The organism is Rhodospirillales bacterium (assembly GCA_016712595.1).
Classification (GTDB): Bacteria; Pseudomonadota; Alphaproteobacteria; order Rhodospirillales; family Defluviicoccaceae; genus Defluviicoccus.
In genome coordinates this window covers 735,475-757,761 of record JADJQT010000001.1, presented here as the reverse complement: position 1 = coordinate 757,761, position 22,287 = coordinate 735,475, and the positions used below count along the sequence as shown (strand labels likewise).

General features: G+C 60.1%; 19 protein-coding genes, 1 tRNA gene and 2 pseudogenes. 8 read left to right on the top strand and 14 right to left on the bottom strand.

Translation table 11 applies throughout. The features are described 5' to 3' along the window. Nucleotides 1-22: 22 nt before the first annotated feature. The 6 genes from IPK66_03395 to IPK66_03370 form a co-directional block, all read right to left on the bottom strand. Nucleotides 23-2,563 (bottom strand): DEAD/DEAH box helicase family protein, encoded by a 2,541-nt coding sequence (locus IPK66_03395; protein MBK8174341.1) that lies wholly within the window; start codon nt 2,561-2,563, stop codon nt 23-25. After that, entirely contained in the window at nt 2,556-4,151 is a 1,596-nt protein-coding gene (locus IPK66_03390; GenBank protein ID MBK8174340.1) for an Eco57I restriction-modification methylase domain-containing protein, read from the bottom strand. The genes IPK66_03395 and IPK66_03390 overlap by 8 nt, the downstream gene beginning before the upstream one ends. Further along, nucleotides 4,148-4,804: an N-6 DNA methylase gene (locus tag IPK66_03385; protein MBK8174339.1), complete on the bottom strand. Its 657-nt coding sequence runs from the start codon at nt 4,802-4,804 to the stop codon at nt 4,148-4,150. The genes IPK66_03390 and IPK66_03385 overlap by 4 nt, the downstream gene beginning before the upstream one ends. Before the next feature lie 108 nt (nt 4,805-4,912). After that, nucleotides 4,913-5,245, bottom strand: coding sequence for a HigA family addiction module antidote protein (locus IPK66_03380; protein MBK8174338.1), 333 nt, complete (start codon nt 5,243-5,245; stop codon nt 4,913-4,915). Between the two features lie 9 nt (nt 5,246-5,254). Continuing rightward, the gene (locus IPK66_03375) at nt 5,255-5,545 is read right to left on the bottom strand and encodes a type II toxin-antitoxin system RelE/ParE family toxin (GenBank protein ID MBK8174337.1); all 291 of its coding nucleotides are present in this window, start codon (nt 5,543-5,545) and stop codon (nt 5,255-5,257) included. Between the two features lie 108 nt (nt 5,546-5,653). Continuing rightward, a complete protein-coding gene (locus tag IPK66_03370; GenBank protein ID MBK8174336.1) occupies nt 5,654-7,621 on the bottom strand; it encodes an AAA family ATPase in 1,968 nt (655 codons plus the stop codon). 135 nt (nt 7,622-7,756) lie between these two features. Here IPK66_03370 and IPK66_03365 point away from each other — a divergent pair, with 135 nt between their 5' ends. Next, entirely contained in the window at nt 7,757-9,997 is a 2,241-nt protein-coding gene (locus tag IPK66_03365; protein ID MBK8174335.1) for a DUF87 domain-containing protein, read from the top strand. 97 nt (nt 9,998-10,094) lie between these two features. Here IPK66_03365 and IPK66_03360 read toward each other — a convergent pair whose 3' ends face one another. Further along, a complete protein-coding gene (locus IPK66_03360) occupies nt 10,095-10,991 on the bottom strand; it encodes a DUF1738 domain-containing protein (GenBank protein ID MBK8174334.1) in 897 nt (298 codons plus the stop codon). Nucleotides 10,992-11,592: 601 nt separating this feature from the next. On the opposite strand from IPK66_03360, the gene IPK66_03355 reads away from it, so the two are divergent. Continuing rightward, nucleotides 11,593-11,778: a hypothetical protein gene (locus IPK66_03355; protein ID MBK8174333.1), complete on the top strand. Its 186-nt coding sequence runs from the start codon at nt 11,593-11,595 to the stop codon at nt 11,776-11,778. A 63-nt stretch (nt 11,779-11,841) separates the two neighbouring features. Here the strand turns inward: IPK66_03355 and IPK66_03350 are convergent, their stop codons facing one another. The 3 genes from IPK66_03350 to IPK66_03340 form a co-directional block, all read right to left on the bottom strand. Next, complete coding sequence (locus tag IPK66_03350) at nt 11,842-12,483, bottom strand: DUF2726 domain-containing protein (GenBank protein MBK8174332.1); 642 nt, start codon at nt 12,481-12,483, stop codon at nt 11,842-11,844. Between the two features lie 142 nt (nt 12,484-12,625). Beyond that, the gene (locus IPK66_03345) at nt 12,626-12,979 is read right to left on the bottom strand and encodes a stability/partitioning determinant (protein MBK8174331.1); all 354 of its coding nucleotides are present in this window, start codon (nt 12,977-12,979) and stop codon (nt 12,626-12,628) included. Nucleotide 12,980: 1 nt separating this feature from the next. Next, nucleotides 12,981-13,667, bottom strand: a complete 687-nt coding sequence (locus IPK66_03340; GenBank protein MBK8174330.1) for a ParA family protein — start codon at nt 13,665-13,667, stop codon at nt 12,981-12,983. Nucleotides 13,668-14,197: 530 nt separating this feature from the next. Between IPK66_03340 and IPK66_03335 the strand changes: the two genes are divergently transcribed. Further along, nucleotides 14,198-14,896 (top strand): winged helix-turn-helix domain-containing protein, encoded by a 699-nt coding sequence (locus tag IPK66_03335; protein MBK8174329.1) that lies wholly within the window; start codon nt 14,198-14,200, stop codon nt 14,894-14,896. A gap of 136 nt (nt 14,897-15,032) precedes the next feature. Here the strand turns inward: IPK66_03335 and IPK66_03330 are convergent, their stop codons facing one another. Next, on the bottom strand, nt 15,033-15,677 hold the full coding sequence (locus tag IPK66_03330; GenBank protein MBK8174328.1) for a DNA methylase: 645 nt from the start codon (nt 15,675-15,677) through the stop codon (nt 15,033-15,035). A gap of 248 nt (nt 15,678-15,925) precedes the next feature. On the opposite strand from IPK66_03330, the gene IPK66_03325 reads away from it, so the two are divergent. From IPK66_03325 to IPK66_03315, 3 genes and pseudogenes are all read left to right on the top strand, one after another. Beyond that, nucleotides 15,926-16,195, top strand: a complete 270-nt coding sequence (locus tag IPK66_03325) for a hypothetical protein (protein ID MBK8174327.1) — start codon at nt 15,926-15,928, stop codon at nt 16,193-16,195. 398 nt (nt 16,196-16,593) lie between these two features. Then, nucleotides 16,594-17,106 (top strand): annotated as a pseudogene (locus tag IPK66_03320) (recombinase family protein). Nucleotides 17,107-17,190: 84 nt separating this feature from the next. Further along, nucleotides 17,191-17,325, top strand: a pseudogene (locus IPK66_03315) (recombinase zinc beta ribbon domain-containing protein). 501 nt (nt 17,326-17,826) lie between these two features. On the opposite strand, the gene IPK66_03310 reads toward IPK66_03315, so the two are convergent. From IPK66_03310 to IPK66_03300, 3 genes are all read right to left on the bottom strand, one after another. Beyond that, nucleotides 17,827-17,902, bottom strand: a tRNA-Arg gene (locus tag IPK66_03310). Next, nucleotides 17,893-18,945: an alpha/beta hydrolase gene (locus tag IPK66_03305; GenBank protein MBK8174326.1), complete on the bottom strand. Its 1,053-nt coding sequence runs from the start codon at nt 18,943-18,945 to the stop codon at nt 17,893-17,895. Before IPK66_03305 ends, IPK66_03310 begins: the two co-directional genes overlap by 10 nt. Next, nucleotides 18,942-19,964 (bottom strand): ABC transporter ATP-binding protein, encoded by a 1,023-nt coding sequence (locus IPK66_03300; protein MBK8174325.1) that lies wholly within the window; start codon nt 19,962-19,964, stop codon nt 18,942-18,944. The genes IPK66_03305 and IPK66_03300 overlap by 4 nt, the downstream gene beginning before the upstream one ends. Before the next feature lie 393 nt (nt 19,965-20,357). Between IPK66_03300 and IPK66_03295 the strand changes: the two genes are divergently transcribed. After that, nucleotides 20,358-20,792, top strand: coding sequence for a hypothetical protein (locus IPK66_03295; protein MBK8174324.1), 435 nt, complete (start codon nt 20,358-20,360; stop codon nt 20,790-20,792). Between the two features lie 478 nt (nt 20,793-21,270). Then, complete coding sequence (gene dmeF / locus IPK66_03290) at nt 21,271-22,260, top strand: CDF family Co(II)/Ni(II) efflux transporter DmeF (protein MBK8174323.1); 990 nt, start codon at nt 21,271-21,273, stop codon at nt 22,258-22,260. Nucleotides 22,261-22,287 lie beyond the last annotated feature (27 nt).

Genomic DNA, 22,287 nt, shown 5'->3' with positions numbered 1-22,287 from the left:
CACATGAAGCCAGCTACCGCCGCTATTCTCGGGCTACAACGGTATCATAGAGGCCGTAATGCGTCAGGCCCTCATGGCTTTCGATGCCCGTGTAGCGAAGTGAGGCGTCCTCGTAACGGCGGAACGCAAAGACGGCTTCGTTCATCCGCTCGGTGTTGAAAACCTTGAGGCGCACCAGCAGATGGAAATCTGCCACCGTCAAGCCCGTCACAGCGAGGAACAGGTCTGGCTCCAGCTTAGTGATTACGTCCTGAAGAGTGTTCTCGCGGAAATCCGTCAGATACATGAACGCGGGAATGCGTGTGGCGAACTTTATCAGCTTTTCCTGAACAAGCTTGCGCTTGTATTTGTATTCCTTTTCCCCATCGGTCAGTTCCCTCTTCTCGTTTGGCGTCAGGTCGCCGTCCTTCGCTTTATTCTTGAGTTCCTTGACCTTATCGCTCTTGTTGATGATCGTCTCGATGATGTTGTCGCCGAGCGCCCGCCAGCCCTCGATGCGTTCGACGGCGGCCATCGCTTCGGGACTATCCAGCACGCGGCGCAGGGTATCGTTGTCCACATTCACCAGCAGCGCGGATTCCCATTTCCGGGCGAGCAGCGTGGCCGAGGTGCCCGCCATCGCGATGTCGAGGATGCCGCCCGCGTCTATCTGCGTCATGTTGGCACCGTCATAGGCCAGCACCGGCAGGAACGAGATAAGCTCGCGCACGGCGTTTTCTGGGTTCGCCTCGCCCGGCGAAAGGCCGATGCCGTATTCCGACAATTGCCGCAGCGCGCGCGTCGGCGCAAAATCAAAAACAAAGCAGACCGGCTTGAGGATTTCTTCCTCGTTCGGATTGTCGCCGTTGGGGTTCTTGATTGACCACGGCGACTGCACTCGGAATGCGGCCTGGAAATAGGTTTCTGGCGATTTGAGGTTGCGCAGCATCAGGATCGACGACCACTGCGCCACCGTCACGCCTGTCGTGAGCTTGCCGCAGGACAGCGTGATCGTTTTCGAGTCGAAGCCGCTGCCGACCGCCTGCCGGACGGGCGGCAGTGCATCGAGGCCGATCCCTGCCGATGTGCCCGCCGCCACGATCACCCCGTAATCGTGCCAGAATACGTTGTGCTTCTCGGCCAGGAGGTTCGCCATCGCGTGGCAGGCGGCGACATTGGGCAGGAACCAGAACGAATGTTGCAGGTATGGCAGGAGGCGCACGTCTGAATAGGGAAACGGTGGCCGGGTGCCCGTTCTCAGGCTCTCGACTGTTTGCGCCGCATAGCCGCCCCGGATGATATCCAGCCATTTTTGCACATCGGTCTTGTGCTTGAACGTCGCCGCATCGCCGGTGCTGGTGGCAGCGAAAAAGGCATTGAGGTCAAATTCGTCAAACTCCCCGGCGCTGGCAATCGCCAGTAGCTCGTCGGGCATCTGATAGGTCAACAGGCGCATCTGCGGCAACGCGCCGTAGGGATTGCGCTTGCCCGGATTCCGGGCGGCAAACGCGGCCTTGGCGCGCTGTTCGTCGGTGTAGGTCCAGTTGAATATCTGTTCCTCGATGAACTCGCCGGTGGCGAGCGCCTTGAACGGGGTGCCGGAGAGATAGAGATAGGCTCGCGTGGTGATCGGCAGGAACTCCGCCTCGCTTTCCGAAAGCACGCCCAAATCCTCGTTCACATCTTCAAGATCGGCGGCGTATTCGAGGCTGGTTTCCTGCTTCGCGACCGTCGCATCCTCGCCCTCGAACAGCTCCTTCGCCGTCTCGCGCCATGCGCCGAAATGGTATTCATCGAACACGACCAAATCCCAATTGGTTGTGTGAACCCATTCGTGGCGGGCCTTGATGTTACCTGCCTTGTCGCGCCCTAGCAGGTCCTGGAATGACCCGAAAAAGACCACCGGCTTGTCGTGGTCGATCTGGCTGGGGTCACGCCCGGATTTGCGCGAAAGATATTGCCAGCCGTCAAAATCTTGATGGGATTCAAGGTCGGTCTGCCACGCATCTTCAACGGCGGGCTTGAACGTCAGCACTAGCACCCGCTTTGCAGCCAGCTTCTTGGCAAGCTGATAACTGGTGAAGGTCTTGCCGAAGCGCATTTTCGCGTTCCAGAGAAAACGCGGAACGGCGGTGGCGTCCTGTTGCCAGCGGGAATGATAATAGGCGTAGGTCTGCTCCACCGCTTCCACCTGCTCCTTGCGCGGTGGAAAATCCTCGTGGTGCGTACCGGTAAATTGCTGGCCTGTGCGCAGTTCGGCCAACACGGTTTTCACATCCGCGACCGTGCACTGCATCCATTCGAGTTGCGGGTTGGCGAAGCCCTTGCGCCTCAAGGCTTCGCGCACGACATGATCCGTGATGATGCCGCCATCATCCCGTTCGGCGCACTCGTCCAGCTCGATGGTGTAGTTGGTGATGGCGGCGGTCTTAAGCTGTTCAGTCACCCGCTGCTTCACGTTGCGGGTGGTCTGGCCAACTTTGAGAAGGCCTTTATGCGTATCGGCAGCGATAGCATAGGCATAGAGGCGAGGGCGAACCTCCGGCTTGGGTGTGAGGATTTCCTCGATAGAGGGCTTATTCATCGGCACCCGCCATCGGGCGGATCATGCTTTCAATGAAAGCGATCTCGTCTGCCGTAAGGCCATATTTCTCGTATAGCTTCTCGTCCGTCCATCTTTCTGCCCAGGTTTGTTGCGGGACAAAGCCGTAAACGCCACGAGGGGCGTCCTGGCTTATCTTCCTAAGCGATACCAGAAACCGCACGAACCGCGTTTTGAGATATGAATGCACACTGTCGGCCTCTTCCTTCGACCCAAACGGCCCCGCAACAACGTAAGTAAGGGTGCAGACAGATCCAGGAGCAGCTACGAGCGGTGGCCCCAAAACAAGATCCACCCCGCTTTTCTCTCGTTCACGGCCAGAGCCAGCTTTTGGGATCAGAACTTTCCACGCATCGACGAGATGATCGCTTTTCGTAACGTAATGTGGAGACACCCAAGCGGTCTCACGTTTTGTCCCGATGTTCAAATGTATGCGCAGATCGCCATCATTAGGCTTCGCCCGATAGTCCTTGAAGTTAGAACTCAAGGCGGGGCCGAACGGGTCTCTAGGAGATACAATATCAGAAAATGATGGTTCGGAGAAGGCGAGGACTTTTCTTAAAATATAGACCGATCTAATATCTCTAATAAAAACATCGAACTCATTTAGGTTGCGCTTATCAGGGCCATTTTCTATTCCGCCACGAACAGTGGTAACTTCGCAATCTCCATCATGTTCGGAATCCCAGAGAAAATAACTAATGCCACCATTGATTCCTACGGACGGAAACATCTCGGCTGCGTTGTGATAATCGACGATTACCGACAATCGACGATCACCAAGCATCTCGGACCGAAAATCATCCAGGTATTTCCCGCCCGCCATCCAGCGGGAGGGTGTAACCATCGTAATGTAACGGGGTTGAAGATTTTTGGCTTGCTCGATGAACAAGTTATATATCGGCATGACATTCTGCCCTGCCTCATCAGCAGATAGCTGATACGGTGGGTTTCCGATAATCACATCGAATTGCATTTCGGCTCCGAACAGCTCGCCGATGCGAGCCTTTATGTCGTTGGTATGGATGAAGGCGTAGGCGTGATTTTCTAGCGCCGGCCCCCGGTCAAAGAGCGCGCGCGGTGCGCCACAAAATTCGCATTTTGCGTTCTTCCACGAATGTTCTGTGCGCGCGAACCAGATATTGCCGCCATCAGTGGCAAAACCTCTCGCCACGGAATGTTCACCGTTGGCGTGTTTCGAGCAATAGAGGCTCCGTCGCGCCAACAGGCTGGTCAGGGTGGTGATGCCGATGCCGAATATTTGCCGGGTCAGGATATGATCGACCCGCTCTTGCAGGTCGGGGATTTCTTCCGTTAGCCCGGCGATCAGCCGCGTGGCGATCTCCCGCAGAAACACACCTGATTTCGTGAAAGGATCAAGGAAGCGGACGGAACGATCCGCCCATATATTCGCGCCGCCGTTACGTGCAGCCCATGCCCCTGCCAGCGTATCCAGCATCCGGTTTGCGAACTCCGGCGGCGTGAATACCTCGTCGTTGGACAGATTAGCGATGCAGGTCAAAACATCGGGATTGCGCCCCCGTAACGTAAAACCGGCCTGTTCGTTCATACGGCATCCCCCGTTTCGCCGCTGGCAAATCCTGCCAAATCGCGCGGTGTCATCGGCGGATACACTCTGGTGGGCGTAAAAATCTCATGCCTGCCGAGTTGGGAAAACAACGAGTCTTCCGCGCCAAAGCTCGCCATGCCGGTCAATACATCGAGCCGGAAATCGCGCCGCTGGAACTTGCCTTTGCCGAGATAGCCCCACTCCACCACGTTGATCGGCGCGCCGTTCATGTCGCGCATGGTCATGGCGTCGCCATGCACGAGATTGAGTGACAGCACGAAGAACGCGGCGCGATACAGCTCATCCGCCTCGTCCACCAGATTAAGATACTCCGCGAACACTTCCAGCATGTTCGCCCGGCATTCGGCGATGTTGTCGTCCAGCAGTTCGATGCCGTAGCAACACATCAGCGCCAACAGCGCGTAATGCCGCTTCTCGAAGTCGGACTTGCAGAACTTCGCTTCAACGGCGGCGAGCTTGCGCTGTAGAACAGGAACGAGAAAATTCCCGCTGCCGCAGGCAGGCTCCAGAAAACGGGAATCGACTCGCTCCGTCTCGCCCTTGACGAGATCGAGCATTTTTTGCACGAGCCAAGGCGGCGTGAACACCTCCCCATGATCGGCAACACGCTTCTTGGACTTGATAAGATTCATGGAAACTCGGCCGGCGTCACACCGATTTCCTGCAATTCGTCGGCGAGGATTTCGCCGGGATGGATGAGTGGCCGCGCCATATCTCTCTCGCCTCCTTTTTGGAATTTTCTATATTAGCGGTTGCTGCGGATTGTTCGGCTTGCCCTTGAAGGGCGCGACGTTGATCTCGTTTTCCCGCTTGCGGGCCTGCGCAATGTCGTAGCTGTTCTGCATACGCATGAGCGTATCCATCGCCACGCCGAACGCCTTCTCGATGCGCAGTGCCATTTCCGGCGACAGGTGCGCCCGCTCGTTCAGCAACGCCGACAGTGCCGGGCGCGTGACGCCCAGCACATGCGCGGCGTCCGTCACCGACAGGCAAAGTGCCTCGATGATCTCGCTTTTGACGAACCCGCCAGGATGGGCCGGGTTCTTCATTCTCAGTCCTTGCATCGTCGCCATAACCACCTCCTAGTGGTAATCCTCATAATCCAGGTCGAAGATTTCGATCTCAGCCTGGTCGATCCCGAACGTGATCCGCCAGTTCTTGGTGATAAACAGGCTCCAGGTGCCCTTTCGGTCGCCGGTCATCTGGTGCGCCTTCCAGCTCGGCACGGTGCGCAATTCATCTTCGCGCTCCATGTCTTGCAGGAAGGACACGATCCGGCGCAGCTTCGGCACCACCGCCGCTTGCAATCCGCTCGCGTCATCGTCCTCGATGAATCTGCGCAGCCCCTTATGGACCACGTTCCTGATCTTCATGGCCCATACTACTAGTAAGGGTGTTGCCTGTCAAGTTACGCTTTACGGGCCGCGCGCCTGCCATGCCCTTGCGATGGGCCGGATTGGCGGTGTCGGGAACGTGTGCGGTCATGGCAGGAATTTTCCGATCCGGTCGAAAGCCGCCTCGAACCGCGCCAGCGTTTTTTCGATTTTGTCGCCCTTCCCCTGAAGCAGCTCCGGGTGCTGCAACAGGTACATGGACGGGTCGAAATGGCTGAACTCCGGGATTTCAGGCGGAAGGACACGGAAATAGGCTTCCGCCTTCTTGACCAGCCGCCCGGTCGTGGTGTCGGCCGCGTCCAGCTTTTCGACCGTCAGCGCGTGGGTCTTCGGTAGCTGATAGGTCTTGTTTACCAGCTCGACGAACAGCGCCGGCTCGAAGAAATCCTCGATGTCTGCCTCATCCTTGCCCGCGATCTCGGTGGCGAGAATGATGCGCTCGTGATCGAGAAGCGCGGCCTTGTGCAGCTCGTCGAGCTTGCGCTTCTGGCCGCGCTCGAAGTCGGTCAGGACGGCGACCTTGAGCTTGTTGCCGTAAAACAGGCGGACGAAGGGCAGCACTTTGTCGATGCCGCCGGACGGGCAGATGGCCCATTGCGGCGCAAGGTGCGTGCGTCCGGCTGCCTTCAGCACGGCGGACGCCGCTTGCAAATACAGGATGTCGCTCGGACCTTCGACCAGCAGCGTGTTCATGCCGATCACCAGCGTCTGGGTGACTTCAAAGCCCATTGCGCCGAAGATCGGAAAGTTGGTCTGCGGATCGGTTGTCAGTACGTCAGGTCGGATTTTCGTGCCCTGGGATTGCTTCCGGTCGCGGGCGTCGCGCGTCACCACATCCTCGACGGTGCGCACGCTCGCGAGGTCGTCCGCCGGCACCATGAAGGGCGAATGCGTCGTGTAAATCAGTTGGTGGTTCGGCGCGATCTGCTCCGCGAAATACCGCAGCAGGTCTTTCTGCGCGGTGCCGTGCAGGGTCAGGCCCGGCTCGTCCAGCAGCAGGATAACGCTGCCGTGGCTTTTCTTGATCTGGGCGAATTTGACCAGGAAGGAAAAGAACCAGATGAAGCCGGCGGACCGCTCGGAAAACGGCACGGTCACGCCGTGCAGCGTGTTCTTCACGCGCGCGCGGGCGACGGGGCCGCTGTTGAACGGCGCGGGATCGGCCGATTTACCCTCTGACAGGACGACCGTGATCTCAAGGTCATCGTTCTGGGTCCAATACTCGAAAATCTGCTCGGTGATGCGCAGGGCCGCCGCCTCGCACTTGGCGTTCAGTTCCTCGAAGCGATCGAGTGCGGCCAACTCGTCGATTGTCGTGCCGGCATATTCGAGGAAATCGAGGAAGACCCGGTCGCCATTGTCGATGGGCTTTCCGGCCGTCTTGTCGGCGTTAAGCTGGTTGATCGACAGCGCGCCGCTCATGCGGTCATAGTGCGAGAAATAGAGGAATTTCGGCGTTCGGGGATTGAGGATATCGATCGCCCTGCACTGGGCCGAGTTCTTCCTGAACTTCTTCAGAGCCTCAAGCAGCTCTTTCTGACGGTCGGTCCGCTCGGCAACGGCCTCCAACGCAGCGGCGGCTCTTGCTGTTGTCTTTGCGCCACCCAATCCTCCGCGTTCATCCTTGTTGAGCGAAAATCGCTTCCCAAGCCCGTCGAGAACCTTTTCCTCGTCGATCGGAACAGTCCAGGTGGTTCCATCCTCTTCGTAGGCCTTCTTGATGGTGACGATTTTGCCGGTGACAACGCCCTCACCCAGTTCGGCTTCGATCGCAGCGACATCCCTCTCGTCCATCTCCCACTCAGTGCGCATGACGATGGCATGCCCATCCGGGTGACGTGAATCGTATTCGGAGAGGTAGCGGCGCGGATAGTTCTCGATCTTCCCGTAGTCATTGAAATCGGGATTGGTTGATCTGAGGCATTCGAGCGCCTTCAGGAAGGCCGTCTTGCCCGCCTCGTTTTTCCCTACGAGGCAAGTGGACTGCGAAATATCGACCGGATTGGAGTCGATAATGTTCCTGTAATTCGTTGCATGCGCCTTGATGAGCTTCATTCCCGGCCCGCCTTCACCCGATTCCTGACGGCGAACAGAATAGGAACGCACATTAGGGGGGTCAACCGTCGCGTTACGCTTGACGGGACTTATCCTCTGCCTTCTTACTAACGACAAGTAGAAACGGGGGCGAATATGGAGGTAGCAAGACGACAGACCCGACACAGGGTCACCAGCCTTTTGATTTATGCAGCATTGTTGGCTTTGGTTCAATATTGGGTGGTCTCAACGGGCTTCACGCCCAATGAAAACGCCATCTGGCTTTATAGCGGGTTCGCCAGTCTCCTGTTCGGTAGCCGCCTGCTCAATCCGCACTTCACGCCTCCGGCAGATGCGGCCACGAACGCATTCATGGCACTGGCGGCGCTGATTGCGGGATCGCTCGTTGTTGCGCCCGGCAGCGCCGATGCCATACTGTTATGGGGCGTCATCGCGCTCTGCGCCGCGATCTGTGTTGTGTCGGTCCTGGTTCTACTCATCAGGCCGCCGGTCGGCGCGGAGACCCGCCCCCTCGTCCGGCTTGCGGACAAGGCGGTTCGCGGGCTGGGAAGCCCGGTCGTCATCTTCACGATCGTCATCTTGCTGTGCGTCTGGCTCTTTCACCGGACGCGCGCCGACGAGGTTGCGGCCATTCTCAGCGCCTGGGCTGTGATCGTCGTCCTGCGGCCCGTGGAGTCGATCTTAAGCTTCGTCGATTGGGCCAGAGAACAATGGGGCGTGGTCAGGGCTGATCAGGTTATCGGCGCGATAGCAGCCTATCAGTCCCCCGGAATCGTCCTGGTGCGGCAGCTCGGCGATAACAGCGTACCGCGCGGAACGCCCATGGTGGTTGCCGACGACAATGGGCCGTGGATGCTGGGCGTTGCGCTAAACTATGTCGGACGCGACGAAGGCAATCTTTTGCGCGTCCTTACCGTGCGACTGCCGGAAGGCCTCAAGAATCGTATCAGCAAGCTGCCGGAGGCAAGGGGCACAGGTATTGCGCTTGCGCTATCCGTCACGCCGGACGAGCTGGCGGACATACCGGCAATTCAATGGATCAACCGTCTGTGCGGCGTCGTCGTAAGCGACACGAATCTTGACCATGTGATGTTTGAAGTCACGGAAGATCGGGACATTGCGGAAGGTCGGCTGGTGGAATCTCGAATTGGCGATCATCACGTCATGTTTCAGATCATTGATGGCCTGACGCGCGAGGACATTGTTCAGCAAAAGAATACCTACGGTTATGCGCGAGCCAAGGCCCGAAAGATCGGCCGGTGGGACGCGGATGTCGGAAAATTCGTTCCGGTGAAATGGTTGCCCCGGATCAACGCGCCTGTCTTCCTGCTCGATGCGGACGAGCATGTCATTGCCCCAGAGGTAATTGGGCATTTCCCGAGTACAAGCTTCGGTGTGGGTCTCAATATCTCAGAGGCGGTGACGCATAATACCGCTGTTCTCGGCATTCTCGGCATCGGCAAAAGCTATCTAGCGATTGAGTTGGTCGAGCGGATGATCGCGGATGGCATCAAGGTTATTTGCCTAGACCTAACCAATCAATATGCCGACCTGCTGTCGGCCTTCATTGATTCGGTCTATGAAGCCGCCCGCCTTCAGGAACTTACTGTTGCAGGCCAGGGCGGGGTTCCAAACCAGAACCAGGAACAGGGCGGGAGCCACCTGGCGTTTCGGGCGCGGGTCACGGAACAGCTCCGCAATTTCGTCAATCCAGCCGAACAGCGGCGGCTGCGCGTCCTTAATCCAGCCCAGTTTGAGGTCACGCGGCAGGCGGGCGGCATGTTCCAGGGCAACGCCAACATGGCAACCCTTACACCGACGGAAATCACCGCGATCATATCAGATGCTGCCCTCACCGTGTGCCAGGAACTCGGCATGATCGACCGGGCGCGGGTCTGCCTCGTTTATGAAGAAGCGCACTCGCTTGTGCCCGAATGGAATTCGGTGGTCGCTGAAGGCGACAAGGCGGCGACGGCGCGGAGCGCACGGGCGATCCTGCAAGGACGCAAATACGGCCTCGGCTGCCTGCTCATCACGCAGCGCACGGCGAACGTGACAAAAACCATCCTGAATCAATGCAATACGATCTTCGCGATGAGGACGTTCGACGACACAGGAAAGGAGTTTCTGTCCAACTATATTGGCCGGGACTATGCCGGTGTGCTTCCCAGCCTTGAGGCGCGGCATGCCGTAATTTTCGGCAAGGCTTCGTCCTGCGAGAATCCGGTTCTAGTACGTCTGAATGACCGCCAACCCTTCCTCGACGCCTTCCGCGCGGAACATCCGGTCCTGCCATTGCCTGCTGTGGCCCCGCCTGAAGATGTGCCTGGGCCTCCTGCACCGGAGAACGGGCTGGATGACGAGATTCCGTTCTGAAACCTGTCGAGACTCGCTTGCCTGACAAGCGACCCGGCGTCCGCCACCGGCGGACGCCGAATTTTTCGCCCTTCGCCCGGAAGGCGAAAGCCGCCGCTTACGCGGCGGCCTCCATCGTCTGCGGCTGCAAGCCGGTGAGGTAATCGGCGGCGCGCTGCGCGTGGGCGGCGGCGGTGAAGATCGCCCGCTTGTCGTCTTTCAGGGCCTTCAGCCACGATGCGATATAGGCGGCATGTTCGGCACGCGGTTGCGGGGTCAAAGCGAGGTCGGCGCAGATGAAAGCCGCGCCAAGCTCTGCGACCAGTTCTTCCATCGCATAGCCTTCATCGCCCCACCGCGTGCGCCCGAAATCACGGGCAAGGCGCTGCGGCGCTTTCGTCCAGTGCGTCATCTCGTGCGCCAGCGTGGCGTAATAGGCTTCCGGCTCCTTGAAAGCGACAAAGGGCGGCATCTGCACATGATCGCTTGCGGCGGTGTAATAAGCCCGGTTGCCGCCCTCACTGATCTTCGCGCCGGTGGCGGTAAAGAAGGCTTCCGCCTTCTCGATGCGCGCCACGGGATCAAGCGCCGGTTCCTGTACGGCGTAGAAATGCGCCGGCAGTTCGTCCACCTGCTCGGCATTGAAGACGGTATAACCCTTCATGAAAGGAATTTCCCGCTCCACGTCCGCGCCAGTCGCCTCGTCCTGCTCGGTCCGGGTGATGGTGTTGGCATAAACGACAAGGCTCCCCTTCTCGCCTTTGCGCACCTGTCCGCCCAGTTCCTGCGCCTGCTTGTAGGTCAGCCACAACGGGGCGGCGAAGCCCTGCGCGCTCGCCGCACCCCACAACATCAGCACATTGATTCCGCGATAGGGGATTCCGTTCGCCCGCAAGGGTTTCGTGATACGGCCTGCCGCATGGTCGGCGTTCCATGGCTTGAGCCACGGCCTGACGCCCTTCTCCAGCGCGGCCACGATCTGATCGGTGACACGCTGATAAATATCTGTAGTCATTGCCTTTCTTCCTTGTGTAGTGGGTTGCGCTGCAACCCGACTAGCCAAGCGGCAATGAGCGGGGGTGCGGCTGTCAGGGCCGCCGCCGGGGAAAGGGGGATCACCCGGCCTGCACAAGCCGAAGGCGCGGAAGGCAGGGGAACGCCCCGGCGGCGTCCGCCGCGTCAGCAAGGATGAAAGCCTTGACAGCCCAGGGGCCGCAGGCCCCTCTTTTCTTGAAACCGCGCGCCCGGCGCGCAGGGCCGCAGGCCCCTTCTCAACGGATGCGTGGGCCATGCCCGCACCGACGGCCGAAAAAGCGGGCAGCAAGCCCGCCCGGCCCCTTCTCGATTGCGCGAGGGATAGTCACCGCATGGCCGAAACCCGGCTCCGGGGTTCGGGGCGCGACGCGCCTATAGCCCGGTCCGACCTGCCGGACGCGGCCGCATTTTTCGTCTTCGTGGAGATTTCAGTCGGGGCGACGGATCACCCGCCTGTCCCCCTTCTCCCTCATGTCCCCTCGACCGCCAGCCATGGCGATCCATTCCCGTGCCGATTGTGTGTCTGGGCAAGCACGGAATGGCTCTGATGACCGGGGTCTCGTGAACAAGGAGGAACGAATATGAACAAGCTGATGACCATCGCAGAACTGCAATCCCGCACCGAAGCCGAACTGCGGGGCCTGTTCCGTCAGGCGACCCTGGCTCTGGCGCTAACCGCCCACAACACGCCGGAGCGCCGGAACAGCCTGGCGACGCTGGAGAATATCTCCCGCACCATCGCTCTGGCACCGGGGCGGGGGCTTTAGCCCCCGCCTTTCGGCGCGCTTCGCCGCAGCCATTCTCAGCCGCGCGGTTTCATCCGCTATCGCTCAGGAGTTCTTAGAAATGAACCGCGCAAATGATATCGGGAAACGGGACGACTTCGATGTCTGCTCTGACGATGATTGGGCGGGTAGCTCCTGGGTCTCCCTCGTATTCTGGGGTGCCCGCAGCACGTCTGTCACCATACGCTTAATGTCTTCGGACGATGTCTTTTCAGGTATCTCGACGCATGGAATCCCGGCGCGTGTCAGCGCCAGCCGTTTAACGTCCATGCGATCATCGGCGTCTTCTGACTGATAGTGTCCTGTACCGTGATATTCAACGGCCAGCATCGGCATGCCGAATCTGTCGATCAGGAGAAAATCGACACGCTTGCTATTGTAGGAACTGAACGCCTTTTTATGCAGCTCCGTCTCCCGCTTCTGTTGCTGCTCGTCAAAAAAAGGGGTCTTGATGAAGGCTCCCATCGACACCTCAAATCCAAGACGCCAATCGGATTGGTTCGTTTCGATCCATTCTTCGAGTGCATAAAGAACGTCCACGGCCTCACTGTTGACGGGACGATCAGCGCGTAATGTGGCTTGTTCGATGAATCTTTTTTGGTTCTCTGGATCAGAGATGTCGTTTTCGTCTTTGATACGCTTGTATCTGGCGGCATCTTCGCGGCGCTGGTCTTCGGCATCCTTCATCTCGCTGACTTGTCGACAAAGTGCGACGACCTTTCGCTGACGTTCGGCAAGGTAGCGTTTGGCGCGCAGGTTCCGGTAGCAAAGGACGGCGATGATACCGACAAGTAGCCATGTGATTGCGGATTCCATTGTCAGCAAATTCTCATACCGTTTTGTTATGCTCGCGCTCAAGCAAAGCGACCGCATGCTCCAGCGTCTCACCGAGGCCCCAGTCATGGCTATCGGCGATGGCGCAGAACGCTGCGATAGTCTCCGGCCGAGCTTTCAGATTGAGCTGCATGTTGCGCCCGGTACGCCGTCGGCGCGGCAGATCGGCGTGCGGAGCCTCGACGACCGGCAGCGGCTCGCGGCTGCGGAATCCGGCTGCCGCAGCAGCCTTCTTCGTTTCGGCTTTCGGCGGCTTGTCATTGGCGGTTGCCGGCTTGGGCAACCATTCGGCCGGATCGAACTCATCGAGCGTGTCGGCAAAGCCGAGATCGGTGCGCTCTCGCTCCATGTTATGCCACCCTGGCGGCGATGGGCGCGCGCTTGAGTTTTGCAATCACCTCGCCCGCAAAGGCGCGGGCATTCTCACGCGCCTTCTCTACATTGCTGACCTGCGTGGCGGACAGGTCCGAAAGCAGGCCGCCGAAATCGAAGATGTCCCGGAAAGCGGCGCGCTCGACGATGGAGGTGGAGAGTACGTCGATGCCCGCCTTGTCGAGCTGGTCGCGCACATTGCGCAAGGCCCGCGAGGCGATGGCGGCGCTGGTGCGGGTCAACAGGATGCTGTGCGGGATCGTGCGGCGGGCCATGCGCTCCTGATTGCGGATCAGCTTGATCGTCTTGGCCGCGCCCTTTGCGTCCATCGACGCGCCCTGCGTGGGAATGAGGACCAGGTCCGACATGCCGATTGCATTGGCGACCATGAGGCTTGCCGTGCCCTCAAGATCGACGATCACGAACTGCGCCTTTTTCGCGGCGCTCTCGATGTGATCGACGATCGTGTCCTCGCTTACATCGGCGATGATCTCGATAGTTGCGGGCTTGCCGGGCAGCCGCCCCCATTGCGAAATCCATCGTTCGGGATCGGCGTCGATGATAGTGACGCGCGCGCCTTTGCCGGCCAATTCGCCGGCCAGCAGCAGTGCAGACGTAGTCTTTCCGGCTCCCCCTTTAGGATTGGCAAAAGAAATAACAGGCATGGTTTCTCACTATGTAAATTACTGAAAACTATAACTAATTAAAGATACCAGATAGCTAGTAAATACCAAACGAGTATTTGAAAGCATACTGATAGCTATCGGATAGCTTTCTACTAACAAGCAGGGCGCTACCGGGTAGCTATCCGATAGCTATCTACGGGCGTCATCGGGATGCAGGGGTATCAACTTGTTGATTCGTCCGCACACTGTCGGTGATCGTAGAGCCGGGTACTGCCGAAGGCCGCATAAACCCTTGGCTTACAGAACAAACTTGCCATAGCGGCAACGATTGCGGACAATTTGCGGTGGTCGCTTCCGGCCTCGCGTAAATATATTCAACAATTCGAGGAAATATTGCCGTAACAAAAAGAAAACCCGCCAGAGGCGGGTCGCTCGATTAAATCGAGGTATTTGTGAAAATCAGCAATCCAAATATCTCAAAACCTGCATACTAACGCAAGTAGTTTTTGCGTTGCTTTCGCGCGCCCTGATTTTCTGCGGATTTTCTCCAAACAAAAGAGGAGAAAACCATGACTATGCAAAACGCCTGCGCGCAATCCGCTTTCGTGGACGCGCATCGGCACCTGAAAAGCCGAATCGTCGAGGGCCGCGCGCCCGTGCCGGGACCGGCACTGCCGGTGACAGAACGTCGGCAACGCGCGCTGCAAACCTGTCACCGCTATCGGGCGCAGGAGCCGGAACGTCGTCCCATGCCCAAGGGCAGCGGCGCCTATGTCCCTGAACTGGCGGCGTGGCTGGAGGACGATCCCCATCTATGCGACGGCGCGCGGCGCTGCGCCCGCAAACTGGCCGAGGAAACCTATCGGCAAAACCGGGAAGGCCGGTCGCTGGCGGTGACAGTCACATACCTCGCGCGGGCGCTCGGCCGTTGCCGGCGGACGGTGCAACGCTATCTCCGCCAGCTCGAACGGGAGGGCTATATCGCGGTCGATGTTATCGCCGGGGCGCGCTCACGCATGTGCGTAGGACTGATCGTGCGGCTATGCGATCCGCTGATCGCCCGCCACCATCGCCAGAAATGGCCCGACAGCGCCCGGAATCCGGGGGCGACAGCGGAGTCACAGGATCATAGGTTCAAGGGTTACTTAAGAGGACATTGCTCCCAAATCCCGGTTCAGGAATGGGCGATGCGTTGCATGGACGGCGTCTTTCACTCCTTTATGAAAACCAACCCGCTCGCGGGCCTGCCCGCAATCGTTCCTGCCTGACGATCAGGCCACAATAGCCATGCCGATTCCGGCCCAATAATGGGGCGGAGAGGCCGGTATTGCTTTCAGGGGGTGGTTCTCGGTCCGACCGGAGCCAAAACGCATCCTGAAGCAACCTCGGCCAAAGGCGGCGGCGTCATGCCGCCAGCCTGTCAGACGCGATCCGGTGATAGTCCGGGTCCAGCTCCATGCCGAGATAGTCGCGACCGGCGCTGCGCGCCGCCGCCAGCGTCGAACCGGAACCGCAGAACGGGTCGAGCACCAGCCCGCCCGCCGGGCAGAACGCCTCGATCAGCGGCGTCAGGACCGCGACAGGCTTCTGCGTCGGGTGCAGGCGATTGCCGGTGTAAACCCAGTCGATGACATCGGCGGGCGGGTTGTCCGGCAGGGCTGGTCGGCCCTTTGCCAGCACATAGGCAGATTCGTGCGTGTAGCTGACGAAGCGGGTCTTCGAGGCATAGCGTTTGCGGAAGACGATGTGGCCGACGCTGCTAAATCCCGCTGCGCGCCAGGCGCTCATAAAGCGATCGGTCTGGGTCCAGCCGTAGAAGCTGACGCACAGGCTGTCGTTCTTCAGGACGCGGAACATCTGCCGCGCCGCCGGTTCCAGCCAGTCGGCATTGTCGTCGTTGGCGATGCTGCGGCCCGTGCGATCCTTGTAGCGGACCAGATAGGGCGGATCGGTGAGGATGAAATCCACCGACCGGGCGGGCATTGCGGCCATCAGATCGATGCAATCGCCCTGGGCAATGGCGTTGCTGGAGGGGATGGACTGTTTCATGGCGAACTCCTGTCGTTGATGCGTTTTCCTGACGCTGACAGGGCGGGCCGGAGAGGCCGCCGCCGCATGGTCCACACGGGAGGCATCGAACGGAGCGGGCAGGCCATTGCGGCGGCGGCACGGGCAGCCACAAGCGGCGATGAAAGAAAACGCGCCGACAGGCGGGCGCGGGAACAGTGCCGATCCATGCAGCAAAGTGACCAGCCTGTGGGCAATCCATCTGGACGGATGCCCGGCAGGGTCGGAGCATGCGCACCGACCATTACAGCCTGGGACCGATACCGCCGCCCGCAGAGCCGGGCCTGCGCGTCGTCGATGACTTCCCGGCAGAGGTGCCGGTGACCGATGCGGAAATGGACGTGATCGAAGCGTTCCTGGGCGTGCAGTTGCGCGCAATTCTGAGCGGCGCGCCTGAAGAAATCGAGGGCGTGGCACGCGGTCTGAATACGGACTTAAATCTTTGTCATAATCACGCTAGACTGAGGCGTCCCGTACCAAACCGCAAAAGCCGAGAGTAATCGCGATGGCCCAACATGCCCCCGCAACCCCGCCGGATTCGCAGAATGCGCCGCGCCGCGCCGCGCTCTACATGCGGGTGTCCACCGGACGGCAGGCGGAAAGCGATCTGTCGATCCCGGACCAGCGGCGGCAGATGACGACCTTCTGCGCCGCGCGGGGATGGGAGGTCGCGGCGGAGTTCGTCGATGCCGGCCTGTCGGGCACCGATGACAACCGTCCCCAGCTTCAGCGTCTTCTCGACATCGCCACGGGCGGCGGAGGGCCATTTGACGTAGTTTTGGTTCATTCCTTCAGCCGCTTTGCACGCGACCACTTCGCGCTCGAATATCATGTGCGGCGGCTCCGCAAGCACAATGTCCGGCTGGTCAGCATCACGCAGGACCTGGGTGACGATTCCATGAGCGTCATGGTCCGGCAGGTCTTCGCGCTGTTCGATGAATATCAGTCGAAGGAAAACGCCAAACACGTCCTGCGCGCCATGCAGGAGAACGCCCGGCAGGGCTTCTGGAACGGCGCGGCGGCTCCCTACGGTTACGCGATCGTCGCCGCCGAACAGCGGGGCGCGAAGACCAAGAAGAAGCTCGCCGTCGATCCGGTCGAGGCCGAAGTGGTGCGGCTGATCTTCAAGCTGATCCGGGAAGGAGACGGCACATCCGGGCCGATGGGCGTCAAAGCGACAGTGTGCTGGTTGAATGAGCACGGCTATCGCACCCGCAAGGGCGCGCGGTGGGGCATCGGCCCTTTGCACAATCTCATCACCCGCACGACCTACAAGGGCGAGCACCGCTTCAACCGCAAGGTCTGGAAGACCAAAGAGACCAAGCCCGAGTCTGAGCAGATCGTGGTGCCGGTCGATCCGATCATCGACGCGGCTACCTTCGATGCGGTGCAGGCGCAGCTTAAATCCCGCAATCCGAAATCCACACCACCACGCACCGTCACCGGTCCGATACTTCTGACCGGTCTAGCCACCTGCGCCAGTTGCGGCGGCGGCATGACGCTGCGCACCGGCAAGTCGGGCCGCTATCGCTACTACGCCTGCGCCACTTGTGCACAGAAAGGCAAATCGGCCTGCAAGGGCCGGTCGGTCCCGATGGACCGCCTCGACAACGCCGTGACCGAACGGCTGGCGGACCAGTTGCTGACGTCCGAGCGGATGGAAAGCCTGCTGGGCGGCCTCATGGAGCGGCAGACGGCACGCGACGCCGATCACAGCCACCGGCTCACGGCGCTGCGCGGCAAGCTCTCCGATGCCGAAGACCGGCTGAAGCGGCTCTATCAGGCGATCGAAAACGGCGTCGCCGATCCGGCCGACCCGACACTGAAAGACCGGATCGCCGCAATCAAGACGGAGCGCGACATTGCCCAGGTCGCCTTTGACCGGGCGGTTGCCGAACTGCAACCGGCTGCGCGGATCACGGCGGACAAGATCGCCGCCTGCGTCAATGTCATGCGCACTAACGTCCTTGACGGTCCGGTGCCGTTCCGCCGCGCCTATCTGCGCGCCATGATCGACAACGTCGAAGTGGATGACACAGAAATCCGTATTCACGGAAGGCGGAATGTTCTTGAACGGCTCGTAATGGGTGGTGGGGCAACTCCGGCCGGAGTGCCCAGTTTTGTTCGTAAATGGTGCACCCGGCAGGATTCGAACCTGCGACCTCTGCCTCCGGAGGGCAGCGCTCTATCCACTGAGCTACGAGTGCCAAGTCGGGACGATAGCGCACACTGTTCGTTGTGAGCAAGCGTCGCTAAAATTTGCGCCGTCGTTGGGGCCGGGGCAAAAGCCTACGCTGGACGGTGATGGCGTTGTCGCTGTGTCGATATAAGCGGCGATGTCGCGCCATACCACCTCTGCGTTAAGGTCGCGGGTAAGCATGTGATAACCATCGGGATAGAGCACAACGCGAGGCCGGTTTGCGGTTTCATGCGGCAAGCGGCTGACCATCTGGGCGATCGCGGCGGGGGGAATGACTTCGTCCCGTTCCCCATAAAGGATCAGCACAGAGCCATCGAGAGCCGAAGACGCGGCCATCGCCTCGTCCATAAGATTGACCAGACCCCAAATCGCATCGATGCGCGTGCTCTTGATCACGAGCGGGTCTCGCCCCAGGGCTTGCAGCATCTCAATATTGTCGGAGGCTCGAATCCCGAGGCCACGACCAGTCAGTGTTCCGTCGGGCACCGCGTGCACCGCAAGCCATAGCGCCGTCGTCTGGTACCATGGCATTGAACGGCGTCCCCATACCGCCGGTGCCGAGAGAATTTCCCCCGTAACGGGCGGCGGGTCCGGTTCGGTGAGCGCCGTCATCACGACAGCCGCTCCCATGCTCTCGCCGAATAAAAAGATCGGCAGCTCGGGATAGCGTGCGCGAGCGGCATCAACGGCAGCCCTCAGGTCACCGATCAATGCCGCCGAGCCGGGCCATACGCCCCGGTTCGGTGCCGCTCCAAACCCCCGTTGATCGTAGGCGTACGACGCGATGCCACGATCCGCGAGCCAGTGACCAATCCCGTCGAAAAAGCTCGAATAATCGTTGAAGCCATGTAACGCCACGATTACGGCGCGGGGTGAACAGCCGATCGGCTGCCAGGAGCGGAGCGGCAGCGATACACCGTCCGCCACCACCAGGCGATCGGCGACTATCGCCGGTTTTGCAACGCTCGGACCGGCGGGGAGTTGGAGCGGCGCACAGGCCGCAATCAGCAAAGCAATCACCAATGCCGCCAGCGATTTCGCTCGCCTCAAGCCGTCATCCCGGATGCGGCGGGCAGATCGTCGATACGCCCTTCGGGATTGCCAGTGAGCTTTAGAAAGATGTCCTCAAGCTCGGTCTCGCGGGTGGTGATCTCGAGGATGGAAAGCCCGGCCGCCCCCAGGGCCGCCAGAATCTCGCCACCATGCACCTTGCTCGGCGCGTATTGAAAGGCAAGCCGGCCCGGGGCCCGCACCTGCACGGCAAACCTGTGGGACAGCGCCTCAGGCAAGACGGTCACCGGCTCATGCAGCGTCACCACCATCGTCTTCGAATCGATGCCACGCAGTAGCGCCTCGGTGGTATCGCAGGCGATCATCCGGCCGTGATCGATGATGGCGATGCGATCGCACAGCGCTTCGGCCTCCTCGAGGTAGTGGGTGGTCAGAAGGATGGTGGTGCCCGCCTCGTTCAGCTTGCGGACGTAAGCCCACAGGTGGCGGCGAAGTTCGACGTCGACGCCCGCCGACGGCTCGTCCAGCACGAGGATCGGTGGCGCGTGCACCATCGCCTTGGCGACGAGTAGCCGCCGACGCATCCCGCCAGAAAGGCTGCGGGCGTAGGCGTTCGCTTGGCGCGTCAAACCGACGGCATCAAGGATCTCATCCGTGCGCCGCAGTGCCTTCGCAACACCGTAGAGACCTGCCTGCAGTTCGAGGAGTTCGCGCGGGGTAAAGAATGGATCAAGATTCAATTCCTGCGGGACAATCCCGATCGCCCGGCGCGCTGCGCGCATCGCGCCATCGATGTCGTGTCCCCATATGCGTACGCTACCGGACGTGCGCACGACGAGACCGGCCAGAATATTGATTAGTGTCGACTTTCCAGCGCCATTCGGCCCAAGCAGACCGAAGAACGCCCCGTGCGGCACACGCAACGTAACGCCGTCGAGGGCACGGACGGGCGGCTGACCATTACGGCCGGGGTAGGTCTTGACGAGATCGACGACGTCGACTGCACAGTTCGGCGACAGTCCCGCATTGGCATCGTTGTCGGATTTAGCGTGCAGCATGCCCTACCGCTACCACCACCGCGCGTTGTTGGTCAATCGCGACGAGCGGAGCAGGCAGGCAGACGGACCCGATCGCCATTCTGCGTTAATCCGACCGTGCTCCGGATGAATTGACCAACGAAATTGGCCGCGTAATGCCGCGGCGGCGTTTTCGGCGCCGCGATCATTCCTCCCCGAAGCTGTCCCTCATTTCGACCAGATTCTCGCGAGCGCTCCTGCGTCAACGGGCTGTTAACCGCATTCGTGTTTCGATCCGACCATCCGATTACGAGCCCGAGGTCATGCACAATGTGTGAGAAAACGATCGAAAAGATCCCATCGATGACGGCAGAGGAACGACTGCAACTTCGATGCAACTGTGCCCGCGCCATCGCCCGATCGACCGATACGCTTGTGGTCAAGGAAGCCGAGCGCGTCGTCGCCGCTCTTGATGCGCTCGCAGCCCGCGAAGCCCGTTTCCTCGTCCGCCAGTCTACCGCTCGTCGCATCGAATACGCATTTCGCCGCCTGCCAGCAAATCATAAAGAACGTGAGATGATTCGCCAATTGCATGAGCAGTCAGATGAACCCGCTTCGCGTCCCCAGGTTTCGGAGGATCGATCCGATTGGATCAGGCATCGCCAAATCGACGCAATGTGCCGGGATCGCCGCCACTTGCTACATCCAAAGGAAATCGCTTGCGTGAACCCACAGGCTGCGTGCGATGCCGAGCACTGGGCTCCCGCACTTATTGAAGTCGACGCTGAAGGCCGATTCCTGCGCCTGAAGGCGGAGGCCGTCGCTGCCTTTGGCAGTCTCGGCTATGTTGCTCGGACGTCCCGCCGGTAACCCTTTCGGCTGCGTCCAAGGTTTTGCCCGGCATTGACCACACGGCGGTTTTATGACATAAAACCTATCAAAAGGGCTGATCAATTTTGATTCTCTGCAGAAGAGCAGAAGGATCGAAAGCGTGGGGCGATCGGATCGTGGGAGTAGGTGAAGCGAGTAAGGGGGGACGAAAACGATGCTTGGAAAGGCGCAGTGGGCGTCTCGATCTTGTGCGCAGAAGCTTTTGGCACGGCGCAGGCGACAGTCGCGAACGACGGTTGCCCTTTCCTGCTTCAGCGCTCGTCGAAGCGACGACAATCCGCCGTCATTACCATTCGCCGACGTGACGCCCGCGGTCACGGGCAACCCGGACAAGGCGGGCGACGACATCGTTGATTCGCCATTGATGTGAAACTTTCCGTACGTCACGGTGCGTGCTCGTCGAAATCAAGATTGTGCGGTTTCTGACGGCACTTCGGGCAGACGGAGAGGGAACGGCATGCACACACGCTCCTTGGACCGATGGCAGCATGACCACGCTTTCGGCCAACAACATCAGCGGGCGGGAGAGCGACGGACCCTTGCCGTCGCGATGCTGACAACCGTGACGATGGTTATCGAGATCGTCGCCGGTCTGGCATTCGGTTCAATGGCGCTTCTCGCCGATGGACTGCATATGGCGTCACACGCGGCGGCACTCGGCCTTTCCGTAATCGCCTACGTCTACGTCCGCAAGCACGCCAACGATCGCACCTACACCTTTGGAACCGGCAAGATCAACGCGCTCGCCGGCTACTCGAGTGCCATTATGCTGGCGTTGTTCGCCTTGGCGATGGCCGTTGAGAGTGGTCTGCGTCTGCTGAATCCGCAACCGATTGCGTTCGATCAGGCGATTCTGGTGGCGATTCTCGGGCTTGCCGTCAATGCCGCGAGTCTGTTGATGCTTCGCGACGCCGACGGTCATCTTCACGGGCACAGCCACGGACATGGAGAACACGGGCACGAAGAACACCAGCACGCGCATCAGAAGGGGTATCATCAGCACGCTGGGGAGTACGACCACGCGCAAGACCACAATCTGCGCGGCGCTTACCTGCACGTCCTTGCCGATGCGCTAACCTCTCTGCTTGCGATCGCCGCTTTGGTGGCAGGCAAGGTTCTCGGCTGGTCCTGGGCGGATGCCCTTGTCGGTCTGCTCGGCGCGGTTCTTGTCAGTCGGTGGGCGGCAGGGCTTGTGCGCGAAAGCTCTGCCGTATTGCTCGACCGTGAAGCGCCGGTGTCGGTACGCGAACAGCTCCGCGAAGCGCTCGAAACCAAGGATGACCGCATCGCCGACCTGCATGTCTGGTCCGTCGGTCCGCAGGGCTATGCTGCGGCGCTCTCCGTCGTCTCTCACGCGCCGGCAACGGTGGAAACCTACCGGGCGATGATCCCCGCTGCGGCGCGTATCGTGCACGCGACGATCGAGGTACACTACTGCCAAGACTGAAAACTCGCCAGCCACACGACGCGCTTC